Below are 15,414 nucleotides of genomic sequence, written 5' to 3' on the forward strand. Positions count from 1 at the left end.
CACTTTGGCGCGGCTGGCGGCGAACGTCAACGAACAACTACGGAACATACGTTCCATACCTGTTTCGATATAGGAGGAGAAAGCGAACGGGAGCGAATAACTGCGAACAGTTAGTTAGATGCCTGTAAGCGGCACCACTCTCCCCAAAATCGTTGAAAAACAGTCGTATAAGCAACAGTCACTGGCTGATTGTCGCACACGAGTGTCACACAACGCCTGTCGCTCTCGAAATGGGGGAGCGGGATGTCGCACACAGGTGTCGCACAGATCGCCTTCTGGCGTCTGGCGTCGAGGGGCAATGTATCAGTATCGGGTGCGGGTGCCCGCCGATCTGAGGCAAGTCCTTGGATCGAGCCATATCAACAGGTCGTTAGGGACAGCCTCGCTGGCCGTTGCCCGCCGATCGGCAAAGGCGATGGCCTATCAGATCGATCGAAGCTTCGAAGAAGCGCGGAAATCTGGCGCATGGAAAGCTGCGTCAGCGCTGCCCCCGCTACAAGCTGCGGAGGTTAGTGTGCCTTCAACGATCGCGGATCATGGACTGACTCTCGGAATTGTCGTCGAACGCTATCTGACGGACGCAACCATCTGCCGTTCTCCAAAGAGCCAGATCGTTTATCGAACGACGTTCGCGACCGTCTGCGCCATTCTGGGCAGCGATACGCCCATCAAATCAATTTCTCGTGATGGGTGTCGCCAAGTATTGAGCGTGCTTCAAGCGCTTCCCCCGAATTCCCGCAAAAGGTGGCCGGGTATATCTCCCGTCGATGTTGCTGCGGACGCTCACCAGCGCGGTGTGGCACCGATGAGCACCGCGAACTGCAACGAGTATATGAATAAGCTTTCCAGCCTCTTGAATTGGGCTGTCCGAGAAGAGATGATTGATCGAAATCCGGCGCGAGGCCTACGGGTCGCTGACCGGAGGCTGGCGCGCGAGAAACGTGATCCATTCACCTTGCCGCAACTACGGGCCATTTTCACGGCTCCTCTCTATACGGGATGTAGAGATGATGGTTCAGGCTACGCAGTCGTCGGCTCCAATCGCCCACGGCGTGGACGCTTCTGGATTCCACTTATCGCGCTCTGGTCGGGGATGCGACAATCGGAGATTTGTCAGTTGCTCACGGGGGACGTGAGGCTGATCGAAAATGTGCTGTGTTTTGTAGTCTCGGATGTCGATGGCGACGGCAAGAGACTCAAGACGGCGGCCAGCAGACGGTTGGTTCCAGTGCATCCTGAGCTTTTAAGGATTGGCTTCGCGCTCTATGTGAGCGAGCGGCGTCGATCGGGAGATTGCCGTCTCTTTCCCGACCTTAGCTTGGACTCACTGGGACTTTACTCAGGAAAGTTCGCGAAGTGGCTTGCTCGCTTTCTCGCCTCAACAAGTGCTGCTGCGCCGGGTGCATGCTTTCATGGTTTTCGGCACTCCTTTCGAGACGCGTTGCGGGAGGCACGGATTGACCGCGATATTGCCCTCACACTGGGCGGCTGGACCACCTCTTCCGGGAGTAGTGGGGGCGGGGTCGCTGATGCTTATGGGCGGGGTTATCGTTCCTCGGCACTTAATGATGCCATCTCAAAAATAGCTTATCCCGGTCTCGATCTGTCGCACCTCTATGTTGAGACAAGCAAGGGTTGACCAGTCAACCCGCGACATCCCGCTCCCCCATTTCGAGAGCGATTTGAGAGGCTTAGTCCATCATCGGAACAGGCGTTGTGTGACACTCGTGTGCGACAATCAGCCAGTGTTTGGGGAGAGTGGTGCCGCTTACAGGAAGCGTACTGGTCTCTGGCTTGCAACCGTCGAGAATGGACAAGGCACTGCCATGACCAGCGAAAGGCGCCGCGCCGCGATGGTCATGGCAGGCATTGGCCTGACGCTGTCACTGCTGTGCGGCTGGTTGCTGACAAGTTCGATTCGCACGTCGCTGACCGCGTAGCAGCGTGGCACTGCGGAGGTTCGGGTTTCGGGCGGCGATGTCGGCATGCTCGTGCTGATGCCCGTTTTCGTGGCGTTGACGGCGTGGGGAGCGATCGCTGTGTTTCGGGAGGGCCGCGCGCTGCACCGGATCGGCAACGGGATCGCAATCGCCGCGATCGTGGCCTTGCCAGCCGTCCTTATCGGATCATGGGCGTTGCAGGCCTGGACGGAACAGCGGCTGGCGCAGGAGGGCTATGTCCGGTGCGGGACGGATCGGATCGGTCGCTTTCCCGCCGTGACCCTGTGCGTCCGCAAGCACGCCCCGGCCCGCGTTCGCCCCGCTGGGCGCGCATAGGGGACGACGCGCCAACCGATGAACGTCAGTGCCGCGCATAGCGCCCCTGCGGCATCGCTTCGGGCAGCAGATCGTCGCCGGTCACGGTCAGGCGCAGGCGGTCGAACGGTGCGCCGGTCAGCTGGCCCGTATCGACGATGATGGTCTGCACCCCCTCGGCCAGCGGCTTGATCGGCAGGGTGACGGGACTGACGCCTGGGTGCGGCACGGCAACGACCAGCCGGTCGACCGCCGCCCCGGCGCGGCGCGGTGCGAAGGCCCAGCCGCCACGGCCGGTCTCCGCCTGATCGCGCTGGCCATCGCTGAAGACGAAGGTCACGCCGACGTTCGACAGCCGCAGGTCGCGCGCCGGATCGCCCACCAGCACGGCGACCGCCCGTTGCCACTGCGCCGGGGCAAGCGCGGCGCCGTCCTCGCGCGGCGGCGGCTGGCATTCGGGCGGCAGGGCGGGCGCAGCCATCGCCGGCACCGGCACGCCCGCCGCCTGAAACGCCTGTTCCATGGCGAAGCGCGCGCGATACCATGCCTCCATCGCGGCATCGGCGGCGCTGCGCTTTGCGCCATCGTCCGGCAGCTTGACGGCGGCGGCGATCGCACGGGTCGCCGCGTCGCGCGCCTGTTCGGCGGTGCGCTTTGTAGCCTCGGCCCGTGCCGCCGCCGTTCCCCCGCCGGAGCCGGGAGCGGAGGGGATCATCGCCGTCGTCGCCTCGTCCGCGCCCCACGGGCACCGCGCCGCGATCCGCTCCGCCGCGTCCGACCGGGCGGCATCGTGCAGGCGGCGCTCGACCTCCGCATCCCATGGCAGCACCTGGTCCGCACGGACGAGCGGCGTGTCGGGCGACGCGCGATCGGCGACCAGCGTCACCGTCTGGCCGGTGCGGCCCCAGCGCCCCTTCGCGACCTGATCGACCGCGCCATAGCTGATGAACCATTCGAACCGGCCATCGGGCTTGAGCAGCAGTTCCGACCCCGTTTCCATCACGCCCGACAGGTAATAATGCCCGGCCAGCGCCGCATCCGCCCCGCCGATCTCAGCCGACGGCGCGGCTTCGGCGGCCGGCGCGCGCGGCGTCTGCGCATCCGCCGGCGAGGCAAACAGGGGAAGCATCCAGACCAGAATCGCCAACCCGCCACGCCGCATCCGTCGATCTCCCGCATCGGGGGCCTTGCCCCAATGCCGACCCTGCCGGAAAGCGGTGCCGCGCGGCAACCGCCAGGACGCGATTACAGCCGGCGAAAGCGGATCGCCTGCCCCCCACCCCGTGCCAGATCGATCGACAGACGATCCCCCGCCGTCACCGCCTGCGTCCGGATCGCCAGCCGCTCGGGTGCAGTGCGCCAGTCGGCACCGGGGCCATCGGCATAGATCGTGGCCTCGTACCGCGCGCCCTTGTCCAGAAAATCGAGCGGCACGCTCAACGTGCGTGCGGTGTCGTTGGTGATCGCGCCCAGATACCAGTCGGGGCCATTACGATCGCGCCGCGCGACGACGGCATAGTCGCCGATCGCCCCCTGCAGCGTGCGGCTTTCCTCCCAGTCGGTCGGCACGTCGCGGATGAAGCGGAACGCATCGGCATGCTCGTCATAATGTTCGGGCAAATCGACCGCCATCTGCACCGGGCTGTAGAGCACGACGTACAGCGCCAGCTGGTTGGCGATGGTGGAGGGGACGCGATTGTCCGGCCGGGTCGCGCGGTAATCGAACCGGACGACGCCCGGCGTATAGTCGAGCGGCCCCGACAACAGCCGGGTGAAGGGCAGGATGGTGGTATGATCGGGCGCATTGCCACCGTCCGGGCTGCCGCCATTATATTCCTGCCCCCGTGCGCCCTCCCGGCTCATCAGATTGGGCCAGGTGCGGCGCAGCCCGGTGTCCTTGACCGGTTCGTGCGGGAACAGCGCGATGCGATGCCGCGCCGCCGCCTCGACCACGGTTTGCAGGCTCTGAACCGCATATTGGCTGTCGGGCCATTCGGTCTCGTCCAGCCGGGTGCCGACATAACCGAGCTTGATCGATCGCACGCCGTAGCGGTTGTAATAGTCGAGTGCGGGTTCGAGCTGGCGCAGATAGTCCTTCACCTGCCCGCCGGTTTCATGATGCCCGATCAGGTCGACGCCCTTCGCGCGGGCATAGGCCGACACCTCGGCCATGTCGAAAGCGGGCTGGGCGCGGTCGAGGACGAAGCGCGAGTGGCCGTTCTTCCACCATTCGGGGACGTCCCAGCCGACATTCCACCCCTCGACCAGCACGCCCTTGATGCCGTGCTTCGCCGCCCAGTCGATATAGGATTTGGCGCGGGCAGTGGTCGCGCCCAGCTTCGGCCCCGGCTCCCAGGTCAGCAGGCCGGTGTGCATCGCCCAGAAGATGCCGATATATTTTTCCGGCTTCACCCACGACACGTCGCCCAGCCGGTTGGGATCGTTGAGGTTCAGGACGATGGTCGAATCCGCCAGATGCGCGGCGTTGGGCGCGACCATCACCACCCGCCACGGCGTTACCGCCCCACCGTGCGTCCGCGCCCGGTCGCCATTGGACCAGGGCGACAGGTCGGCCTTCAGCGTGCGGCTGTTTTCTTCGGGCATGCGCAGGTTCATCGACGGAAAGTCGACCAGCGCCGCCTCATGCACCGCCATCGCCACGCCGTCGCCTTCCAGCGTCAGCGGGGTCTGCGCGGTCTGGATCGCCGACAGCGCGGAGCGGCTATATTCATATTCGCTATATTTCTCGCGATACGCCGGGATCGACCAGGCGCGGTAATTCTGCGCGAAGTGAAATTCGGTCGCCTCGTCGGTCACGACCAAAGGCTGCTGCGCAGTGCCGGGCAGCGTGTAGCGAAAACCGAAGCCGTCATCGAACACGCGAAACTCGACGCCGAGCTTGCGGCCATCGGCGGCGGCGAGCGTTGCGACCAGTCCGCGATAATGCTCGCGCATCTCCCGCCGCTCGCCCCATGGCTGGGTCCAGGGGCGATCGAGCGCGGTCGGGCGGCTGGCGACCAGCGTCAGCCCGGTGTCGAGTGGTGCGGCATCCCTGAACCGGAAACCCAGCCGCGACCGGTCGAGGATCGGTTTCCCGTCATAGCGCGCGCGGTACACCGCCTCGCCCCTGTCGACGGCCCAATCGACCGCGATCCGGCCATCGGGCGAGGTCACCGTCTGCCACGCCTGCCCCAGCGCCGGGGTCGCCGCGATCAGTGCCGCGAGCCCGACGATCATGCCCAACCGCGTGCGCATCAGAAGGTGAAGGTCAGGCTGGCGCGGACGCGACGACCAAAGATCGGGCGGCCCTGGAACGCGGTTTCCTGCACCCCGATGATCGATCCGGCGCGCGGATTGCCTTCGGTCAGGCCGACTTCGTTGAACAAATTGGTCGCGACCACCTGCGCCTGGAGCGCGTCACTGATCTTCCAGTTCGCGCCCAGCCGTACCTCGGTATAGTTCGGCAGCACGATGGTGTTGGCGACGTCGACATAACGCTTGCCGGTATAGGCCGCCTCGCCGAACACGTTCACCCGGTCGTCGAGCAGATGCAGCGTCGGACGGATCGAGAATTGCACCAGCGGCTGGCGCACGATCTGGTTGCCGCTGAAATCGAACGCACCGCTCGCATCCTGTCCGGCGAAGCTGGTATAGTTGATCTTCTGGTAATTGCCGCTCGCCGCCAGTTCGAAGACGTCGGCCGGGCGCAGCGACAATTCGACCTCGATCCCCTTCGATTCCGCCGCCGCCGTCTGGTTGATCGTCTGCGCCTGTCCATTGGGGCCGGCGACGATCGTCTGGAAGGCGATGTTGGGGAATTTGTTGTAGAAGAGCGTGACGAAGGCCGAGAAAGGCCGCGTCGAATATTTCACGCCCCCTTCGATCAGGTCGATGCGGTTTTCGACCGGTACCCCGCCGAACCACTGGACGAATTCCGGCGTCACGCGGAAGCTGCGGCTGTAGCGGGCGAAAGCGGCGACGCGCTTGTCGAATTCATAGTTCGCGCCCGCCGAAAACGCCCATTGCCCGGTCTTGAATCGATAGGGCGTGTCGGCGCCGGTAAAGACCAGCACATTGTCGTCGGCGATGGTCGTCGCATCGCCCAGATTGGCGCGCGTCGTCTGTGCGATCGTGCCCTGCTTCGCGACATGATGATAGCGCGCGCCCAGGTCGATGCGCAGCGCGTCGGTCACCTGCCACGCATCGGTCAGGTAGAAGGCGTTGATCGTCACATCGTCGCGGAAGCGTTGCAGGTTGCTGTGCAGGTTGAGCAGCCCGTTCTTCGTCAGCGTGACCGTCTGCTGCCCCGCCGCGTTCAACCCGACCACATCGAAATAGCGCGGGCGGTTGATCGCCTCCACGACGATGTCGTTCCAGTTCCAGTTCTGCGTCTGGTGGAACTGGCTGAAATAATAACCGCCGGTCAGCGTGTGGCGGCCGATGCCGGTGTCGAGCTTCTTGGTGACGCTCAGGTCGTTGATGATGTTTTCGACATCGACCACGGTGTTGAAGATGCTTTGCGTCAGCGCGAGCTGGTTGCCGAGCGCCGATGCCGCCACCGTCTCCCCGGTCAGAACGTTGCGATAGACGGCGCGGGTCGTGTCGGGACGCACAGCGAGGATGCGGTTGAACCCATCGTTCAGGAATTGCTGCGACGTGGCCACGCCCGAACTGAACAGCCCGTTGAAATCGACCAGGCCGGTCGTGTAGCGCGTACGGTTATTGACCTCCCACCCATTGCCCAGCGGCTTGTTCAGGATCGCGGTGAAGGTGTCGGTATCGGTATGGATGCCCTGGGTCAGATCGACCCGCTTGCCGAACACGCCATTGCCGTCGGGCACGGTCAGCCGCGCGAAATCGGTGTTGACCAGCGTGCCGGTGCCGGCGTCCAGGCCCGGCAACCCCTTGCTGGGGCTGGCAAGCGGGATGGCGGTGTAGAAGATGTTCTTGTCGTCCAGCTTGCGATAGCTGACGAACAGCGAACCGCTGTCGGCGAAGTCATATTGCAGGCCGGCGCGGAACTGCCCGCCCTGATTTCCGGTGAAGCCGGGGTTCCGCAGACCGTTATCCTCGCGGTAGAAACCGCCGATCGTGAACGACAGCCGATCGGTCAAAGGCCCCGAGACATTGGCGTCCAGCCGATAATGGTCCCAATCGCCGACCTCACCCTTCACCATGCCCTTCAGCGTGCGGGTCGGACGCTTGGTCAGGACGTTGACGACACCGCCCGGCGCGTTGGACGCGGTGATCGACGCCGAACCGCCGCGCACGATCTGCAGCGAATCGATCGTACCGTCGACGCGGAAGAATTCATCGGCATTGGTGAAGGCGCCCGCCCCCTCTTCCCAGACCGGCAGGCCATCCTCCAGTAGCGGGAGATAGCGGTAATTGTCGGCGGGAAGCCCGCGCGAATAGACGTTGTTGCCGACTTCGCCGCCCGAGCTTTCGACATATATGCCCGGCGTCGACGCGATCAGGTCGGCGATGCCCAACGGCGCCTTTTGCGCGATCGCCAGCGGATCGATGGTGGTGATGGCATAGGACGTCTCGAACTTGCGGACGCCGGTGCGGGTGCCGGTAACGATGATCTCGTCCAGCCCCAGGCTGCTGTCCTGCGGCGCATCGGCGGCGGGATCGGCCGGTGTCGCGGCGGTGACCGGGGCCGTTTGCCCCATTGCCGGCGCCAGCGGCACCATCGCCGCAACCGATGCCAAGAACATGTAACGACCTGCGCGCATCATAATCCCCTCCAAGACGCCTCTGTCGGGCGGTCATCCGATGGATCGAAGGTGCGCCACGCTGTAATCTTATGCAACGATATTTTGCAATCGATTGCAATTTACATAGATGCGCGCTGTGGTCAGATGCTTTCTGCTTTTTTGATAGTCACTTACCGTCAGCCGGTACGATTACTTTGCACGAATGGCGTCACGTTATCGCCCGCAGGATTCGCGAATCACAAGATCGGTCGGCAACCGTTCCGACGGTGCACGGTGGCCATCGATGATGCGCAGCAGCTTCGACACCAGCAGATTGCCCGCCTTGATGACATCCTGCCGGATCGTGGTCAGCCCCGGCGCCGACAGTGCGGCGGCGTCGATATCGTCGTAACCGATGACCGCGACATCCTCCGGCACGCGCACCCCGCGCTGGCGCAGCGTCTGGATCGCGCCCAGCGCCACCAGGTCCGACGCGGCGACGATCGCGTCGAAGGCGATGCCCCGCTCGAGCAGATTGTCGACCGCCTCCGCCCCTTCGAACCGCCCGGCGGTCGGCGTCTGGACCATGGCGGGATCGAACGCGACGCCATGCGCCGCCAGCGCCGCGCGATAGCCGTCCAGCCGGATCGCGATCTGCGAAAACGGGGTGCGCGCGGCGGCGATCGGCGGCATCGCGCCGATGAAGGCGATCCGCCGTCGTCCTTTGCGCAACAGATGCGCCGTCGCCTGAAACCCGCCTTCATGATTGTCGCTGCCGATCGAGCAATAGCGCTGCCCGGCGACCTCGACACCCCACGCGACCAGCGGCGTGCCCGCCGCCGCAAACCGGTCGAGCGTATCGTGGAATTGCGACTGGCCGAGGAAGATCGTGCCGGCATAACTGCTCTGGTCGAGGAATTGCGCCAGCGTCGCATCGTCATACGGCGTCTGCCACACGATCGACACGTCGCGCCGCCGCTCGCGCAGCGCGGTGCCGACCCCGCCGATCAGCGCCAGTTCGAACGGATTGGCCAGCTGGCTGCCATGCGCGGTTGCGACCGGCACCACGAGGCAGATCTGTTCGGACAATGCCGGGGCGGCGCGGCGCACGCGTTGCGGGACATGAACATAGCCCAGCCGATCGGCAGCGCTCAGCACCCGGTCGCGCGTCTCTTCGCTGATCGCGCTATGCCCGGTCAGCACCCGCGATACCGTCGCGACCGACACGCCGGTGTCCGCCGCGATCCCGCCCAGCGTCGGCCCGCCCCGCTTCACCCGTGCCATGGTCTGCCCGATCTTTGCATTTCCTTGCACTAAAGCGCGACGGCATCGTCGTCCAGCGTCGGCAGGCACAGGCAGAGGATCGCCCCGGCCAGCATCATCAGCCCCGCCCATGGCAGGACCGGCCACGCCACCCCGCGAAGGACATGCGCGATGATCCAGCCCATGCTCAGCCCGGCGACAAGCTGCGGCACGACGATGAAGATATTCATCACGCCGATGAAGGTGCCCGCCGTCGCGCTCGACACCGCCCGCCCGGCCAGTACGAACGGCGCGCTGAGGATCGATGCATAGGCGATGCCGATCAGCACCGCGCAACCGACCAGTGCGACCGGATGCGCGATCAGCACCAGCCCGCCCAGCCCTAGCGCGCCTGCCACCAACGCCACCGCATGCACGCGGGTGACCCCGAACCGTCGGAACAAGCCGGGCAACAGAAACGCGAACAGCCCCGCGACGCCGTTATAGGTGCCGAACAGCACCCCGACGAAATCCGCCCCCCGCGCATAGGCAGCGTCGTAGGGGGAGGTCGCGCCATACAGCTCCGCCGCGATCACCGGCGTCGCATAGACCCACAGCAGATAGAGGCCGAACCAGCTGAGAAACTGGATGGCGGCGACCGGACGCAGCGCACGCCACAGCGCGGCGAACGCGGCGCGGCGATCGACGGACGCCTGCGCCGCCGGCACCGGCGCGGCAGGCTCGCGCACCCGCGCCACCGTCCACCCGACCGACAGCGCGACCGCGATCGCCGCCGACAGGAACGCGACCCGGATCGACGGCGCGGTCTCCCCCGGCTGCGCGATATTGGACCATCCGCCCCACGCGAGCAGGATCGGCGCGCACGCCCCGGCCAGCGCGCCCAGCCCGATGAAGACGGTCTGCATCGCATAGCCGCCGGCATGATCCTCGGGCGGGAGCGTGTCGGCGACCAGCGCGCGATAGGGGGCATGGAGCGCGTTCATCGCCGCCTCCAGCAGCCAGATCGCCGCCACCGCCACCACCAGCGATTGCGCAAGCGGCAGCGCGGCGAGCGCGGCGATCACCACCAGCGCCGACAGCAGGATATAGGGCCGCCGCCGCCCGAACCGCGTGGATGCCCGGTCGCTGAGCGCGCCGACCACCGGCTGCACCAGCAAACCGGTCACCGGCCCTGCCAGCCACAGGATCGCCAGCTGATCGACCGATGCGCCCAGCCCCTGAAAGACGCGGCTGAGGCTGGCGCTCTGAATCCCGAACGCGATCTGCAACCCGAAATAGCCGACGCTGAGGTCGAACCCCTTGAGCCGCCGGCGCGGTCGCCTCACACGAACGACCATAGCATGGCGGCCATGGCAAAGATCGCGGTGCCGGCGATGGTCGATGCGATGGTCCAGCTGCGAAAGGTCTGCGCCTCGGTCAGTCCCAGATATTGCTTCACCAGCCAGAATCCGGTGTCGTTGACATGGCTGGCGATCGACGCGCCGCCGCCGATCGCGATCGTGACCAGCGCGATCCGGCCGGGCGACAGCTGGGCGGCGGTGATGATTGGCGCGCACAGCCCGGCGGCGGTCACCATCGCCACCGTCGCCGACCCCTGCGCCACCCGCACGAAGCCGGCGATCAGGAACGCGAACAACAGGATCGGCAGCTGCGCGGTCGCGACCATGTCGGACACCTGTTGCCCGGCACCGGATTCGATCAGCACTTCCTTGTACGCCGCGCCCGCACCGACGACGAGGACCATCAACCCGGCCGGCGCCAGCGCGCGGGTCATCACATCGGCGGCCAGCTGCATCGGCGTACCGCCCCGCACCAGCACGGCAGTCACCAGCAGGCAGGCCAGTACCAGCGCGACGAAGGGATGGCCGATGAACGCGATTCCCTCGCGCAGCCCACCGGCCGGCAGCACGACCCCGGCGACCGCTGCCGTCAGGATCAGGACCAGCGGCACCAGCATCCCGACCAGCGCCCAGCCAAAGCCGAGCGGCGACAGGCGCGGCACCCCTTCGTCATTGGTCGGCGGCACGGCGTGACCACCCCAGCCCGGCGCACCATGCGCCATCCGCGCAAAGACCGGCCCGGCAAGGATCGCCGCCGGAATGCCGCACATCAGCCCGTACAGCGCCAACAGGCCGTAATCGGCGCCCAGCAGCTCGGCGACCGCGACAGGGCCGGGATGCGGCGGCAACAGCGCGTGCATCGTCATCAGACCCGCCAGCACCGGCAGCGCGAAATAGATCACCCGCCGCCCTGCGCGGATCGACAGCGTCGCGAGCAAGGGGACCAGAATGATAAAGGCGACATCGAAGAACAGCGGAATGCCGACGATGATGCCGATCGCGGTCAGCGCCCACGGCGCGCGGCGTTCGCCGAACCGGTCGAGCAGCCGGTTGGCCAGCGTCGCGACCCCGCCCGATGCCTCCAGCAATCCGCCCAGCATCGCGCCCAGACCGATGACCACCGCGACGAAGCCCAGCGCCTCGCCCGACCCCTTTCGCACCGCCGCCAGCACCCGCGCCGGTTCGGCACCGAACGCCAGCCCGGTCGCCAGCGCCACGATCAACAACACGAGGAACGCCGGCAACCGTAGCCGAAGCACCAGCAGGATGACCGCGCCGATCGACAGGCCGACGATCAGCAGCGTGCGCCATGGTTCGATCATCGCGCGATCGCCTGTCTCATCCGTCCGCTCCCCACCCGCGCCATCGCGCCTGTCGTTTTGACAACGCTAGACGGTGGGGCGGGCCGGTCAACCGGCGATCGGCGGGCGCCTGCTGCTACAGCGCGTCGAAATCGATGGCGGCGTGCCGGTCCAGCGTCGCGGTTGCGTGCGGCATCGGATATTTGAGGCCGGTGGCGCAGTTGAACAGGACGACCTCCTCGTCCGCATCCACCTCGCCATCGCGCAGCGCCTGGGTATAGGCGGCAAGTGTCGCGCCGCCCTCCGGACACAGCAGCAATCCGTCGCGCCGGGCGCAATCGTCCACCGCCTTCAGGATCGCCGGATCGCCGACCGCCAGCGCCTTGCCCCCGCTCTCGCGCACCGCGCGCAGGATCAGGAAATCGCCGACCGCACGCGGCACGCGGATGCCCGCGGCGACGGTATGTGCATCCTCCCAGCGGTCGGCATGTTCCTGCCCGGCTTCGAACGCGCGCACGATCGGCGCGCAGCCCGACGCCTGCACCGCATACATGCGCGGCCGCTTCGACCCGATCCAGCCGAGCGCCTCCAGCTCGTCGAACGCCTTCCACATGCCGATCAGCCCGGTGCCGCCACCGGTCGGGTAGAAAATTGCATCGGGCACGCGCCAGCCAAGCTGCGCCGCCAGTTCGAGGCCCATCGTCTTCTTGCCCTCGATCCGGTACGGCTCCTTCAACGTCGAGAAATCGAACCAGCGCCCCTCCGCCGCGCCCTTCGCGACGATCGCGCCGCAATCGTCGATCAGGCCGTTGACCCGCCATACCCGGCTGCCCTGCGCCGCGATCTCGCGGACATTTACCTCGGGCGTGTCTTCGGGACAGAACACGATCGTCTCGATCCCGCAGCGCGCGGCATAGGCGGCCAGCGCCGCGCCGGCATTGCCGTTGGTCGGCATCGCGATGCGCCGCACGCCCAGTTCCTTTGCCATCGCGACCGCCATCACCAGCCCGCGCGCCTTGAAGCTGCCGGTCGGCAGGCGCCCTTCATCCTTCACCAGCACGCGGGCACCGCCCGATTTCGGGATGGGGATCAGAGGCGTCTCGATCTCGCCCAGGCTGACGATGTTTTTGGCCCGGCGTACCGGCAGCAATTCGCGCCAGCGCCACAGATCGGTATCGCGCGCCGACAGCGTGTCGCGCGACAGTGCCTCGCCAACCGCCGGCAGGTCATAGCGGACCAGCAGCGGCCGGCCGGCCTTCGACAGGTTGTGCAGCGTGTCGGCGGCATAACGCTCGCCGGTCATCGAGCATTCGAGATGGGTGACGAAGGTCGGGCGATCGGCGGTCAGATTATCATGCATAACCAACCTTGTAGCGCAACGCTCGCCCCGGTCCAGCGCCCCGCTCAGGCCGATTCGACCAGTGCCGCCGCCAGCCAGTCAGGCCGCAGTGCCTCACCCAGATCGTCAACCCGGCGATGTTCCACCGCCAGCCCCAGCTCCGGATAGACGATCCGCGTACGCGGCCCCGCCACATCGGTCGGCACCACCACCAGCCGGCGGTTGACCGTCGAGCGATAGTTCATCCGCGCGGTGTTCTCCTGCCCGACATAGCAGCCCTTGGTGAAGCTCACCCCGTGCAGCTCGCGCGCATTGCATTCCAGCCACAGCGTCTGCCCGTCGCCCAGCTCCGCCCGGCCCTCGGTCACGCCGTGGTGCAGCCGGTGTGCGCACCAGCCGCTCGCCGCTTCGCCCGCCGGCGCCAGCCACCGCCGCCCGAGTGCCGCCAACCGCGGGTCGGCCACGCCCTCGTCACCTTCCGCCGACCAGTGCACGCCGATGTCGGTCCGCTCGATCGTAACCGCGCGGCGCAGGCGATAGAGCGTCAGCCGCTTGGCCAGCGCATCGGCGACCTCGCCCTCGCAGTCGATCAGGATATCGTCGCCCTCGGCCCACAGGATGAAATCGAATAGCGCCTTGCCCTGCGCGCTCAGCAGCGCCGCCCATTTGGGCGTCTCCGGCGTCACCGCCCCCATGTCCTGCGTCACCAGTCCCTGCAGGAACGGGCGTGCTTCCGCACCGCCGATGCGCAGCACCGCCCGGTCGGACAGCCAGGACCCGGGGCGGGTTTCGGGGGTGTTCATGGTCATGGCCAACAGGTAGGACGGCCCACCCCCTGGCTACAAGAGGCGGCAATGGCGACCTTCGATACCAAGCTCACCGGTGGCACCGTCCACCTTCCCTCCGGCCCGGCGCGCGTCGATATCGGCGTCACCAACGGCCGCATCGCCGGCATCGGCGTGAGCGGCGACGCGGGCGAGACGATCGACTGCACCGGCCTCGACATCCTGCCCGGCGTCATCGACACCCAGGTCCATTTCCGCGAGCCGGGGCTGGAGCACAAGGAAGACCTCGCCACCGGATCGATCGCGGCGGTCATGGGCGGCGTGACCGCCGTGTTCGAAATGCCGAACACCAAGCCCGCGACCGATACCGAGGACGCGATCGCCGACAAGCTCGCCCGCGCCAAGGGCCGCATGTATTGCGACCACGCCTTCTACGTCGGCGCGACCGCACGCAACGCGCACCATCTCGCCGAACTGGAGCGCCTGCCCGGCACGGCGGGGGTCAAGGTCTTCATGGGATCGTCGACCGGCGACCTGCTGGTGTCCGAGGATGCCGACCTGCTGCACGTCCTGCGCTCCGGCCATCGCCGCGTCGCGATCCATGCCGAGGACGAGATGCGGATGATCGCCCGCGAAGGCGAACGGGTAAGCGGCGATCCCGCCTCGCACCCCGTCTGGCGCGACGACGAAAGCGCGCTGATCGCCACCCGCCGCATCCTGCGCCTGGCGCGCGAGGCCGGTCGCCGCGTCCACGTCCTCCACGTCACCACGCCGGCCGAGCTGGAGATCCTTGGGACGAACAAGGACATCGCCTCGTGCGAGGTCACGCCGCAGCATCTGACGCTGGCCGGCGAAGAGGCCTATCCGCGCCTTGGCACCTATGCTCAGATGAACCCGCCGATCCGGTCGGGCGCGCATCGCGATGGCCTCTGGCACTGGCTGAACCAGGGCGTGCCCGACGTCATCGGCTCCGACCACGCACCGCACACGATCGAGGAAAAGGCCAAGACCTATCCTGCCACGCCCAGCGGCATGCCCGGCGTGCAGACGCTGCTCCCGCTGCTGCTGAACCATGTGGCGGAGGGGCGGCTGACGCTCCAGCGGTTGATCGACCTGACCAGTGCCGGGGCGCAGCGCATCTTCGGGCTGGCCGGCAAGGGGCGGATCGCGTTCGGTTACGACGCCGACTTCACCGTCGTCGACCTGAAGCAACGCTGGACCGTCGAGGAAAGCTGGCTCGCGTCGCGCGCGGGCTGGTCGCCCTTTACCGGCGATACGCTGACCGGCCGTCCGATCGGGACGATCGTGCGCGGAAAAACCGCGATGTGGGAAACGCAACTGGTCGGCGAGGCACAGGGTGAGCCGGTGCGGTTCGAATCGACCGCGTTTCCGGGGGGCTGAACCGGAGTTGCGTCACCCCGGACTTGATCCG

General features: G+C 66.6%; 11 protein-coding genes. 3 read left to right on the plus strand and 8 right to left on the minus strand.

Going from position 1 to position 15,414, the window contains the following annotated elements; genetic code table 11:
• Nucleotides 1-118: 118 nt before the first annotated feature.
• A complete protein-coding gene (locus tag ASE58_RS17625; RefSeq protein WP_082468920.1) occupies nt 119-1,639 on the plus strand; it encodes a DUF6538 domain-containing protein in 1,521 nt (506 codons plus the stop codon).
• 346 nt (nt 1,640-1,985) lie between these two features.
• Nucleotides 1,986-2,276, plus strand: coding sequence for a hypothetical protein (locus tag ASE58_RS15695; RefSeq protein ID WP_055823315.1), 291 nt, complete (start codon nt 1,986-1,988; stop codon nt 2,274-2,276).
• A gap of 25 nt (nt 2,277-2,301) precedes the next feature.
• On the opposite strand, the gene ASE58_RS15700 is transcribed toward ASE58_RS15695, so the two are convergent.
• The 8 genes from ASE58_RS15700 to ygfZ all read right to left on the minus strand — a co-directional run bounded on the left by ASE58_RS15700 (nt 2,302) and on the right by ygfZ (nt 14,006).
• A complete protein-coding gene (locus ASE58_RS15700) occupies nt 2,302-3,384 on the minus strand; it encodes a hypothetical protein (protein ID WP_156347775.1) in 1,083 nt (360 codons plus the stop codon).
• A 116-nt stretch (nt 3,385-3,500) separates the two neighbouring features.
• A complete protein-coding gene (locus tag ASE58_RS15705; RefSeq protein WP_055823321.1) occupies nt 3,501-5,510 on the minus strand; it encodes a glycoside hydrolase family 97 protein in 2,010 nt (669 codons plus the stop codon).
• Nucleotides 5,510-7,996 (minus strand): TonB-dependent siderophore receptor, encoded by a 2,487-nt coding sequence (locus tag ASE58_RS15710; protein ID WP_082468119.1) that lies wholly within the window; start codon nt 7,994-7,996, stop codon nt 5,510-5,512. Before ASE58_RS15710 ends, ASE58_RS15705 begins: the two co-directional genes overlap by 1 nt.
• A 192-nt stretch (nt 7,997-8,188) precedes the next feature.
• Nucleotides 8,189-9,238 (minus strand): LacI family DNA-binding transcriptional regulator, encoded by a 1,050-nt coding sequence (locus tag ASE58_RS15715; RefSeq protein WP_162233536.1) that lies wholly within the window; start codon nt 9,236-9,238, stop codon nt 8,189-8,191.
• A gap of 29 nt (nt 9,239-9,267) precedes the next feature.
• A complete protein-coding gene (locus ASE58_RS15720) occupies nt 9,268-10,542 on the minus strand; it encodes an MFS transporter (RefSeq protein ID WP_055823331.1) in 1,275 nt (424 codons plus the stop codon).
• Entirely contained in the window at nt 10,539-11,879 is a 1,341-nt protein-coding gene (locus ASE58_RS15725; RefSeq protein WP_055823335.1) for a GntT/GntP/DsdX family permease, read from the minus strand. Before ASE58_RS15725 ends, ASE58_RS15720 begins: the two co-directional genes overlap by 4 nt.
• 115 nt (nt 11,880-11,994) lie before the next feature.
• Nucleotides 11,995-13,218 (minus strand): threonine synthase, encoded by a 1,224-nt coding sequence (locus tag ASE58_RS15730; protein WP_055823338.1) that lies wholly within the window; start codon nt 13,216-13,218, stop codon nt 11,995-11,997.
• Nucleotides 13,219-13,262: 44 nt separating this feature from the next.
• Complete coding sequence (gene ygfZ / locus ASE58_RS15735) at nt 13,263-14,006, minus strand: CAF17-like 4Fe-4S cluster assembly/insertion protein YgfZ (RefSeq protein ID WP_055823341.1); 744 nt, start codon at nt 14,004-14,006, stop codon at nt 13,263-13,265.
• Between the two features lie 45 nt (nt 14,007-14,051).
• Here ygfZ and ASE58_RS15740 point away from each other — a divergent pair, with 45 nt between their 5' ends.
• A complete protein-coding gene (locus tag ASE58_RS15740; RefSeq protein ID WP_055823344.1) occupies nt 14,052-15,383 on the plus strand; it encodes a dihydroorotase in 1,332 nt (443 codons plus the stop codon).
• Nucleotides 15,384-15,414 lie beyond the last annotated feature (31 nt).

Source organism: Sphingomonas sp. Leaf9 (genome assembly GCF_001421355.1).
GTDB lineage: Bacteria > Pseudomonadota > Alphaproteobacteria > Sphingomonadales > Sphingomonadaceae > Sphingomonas.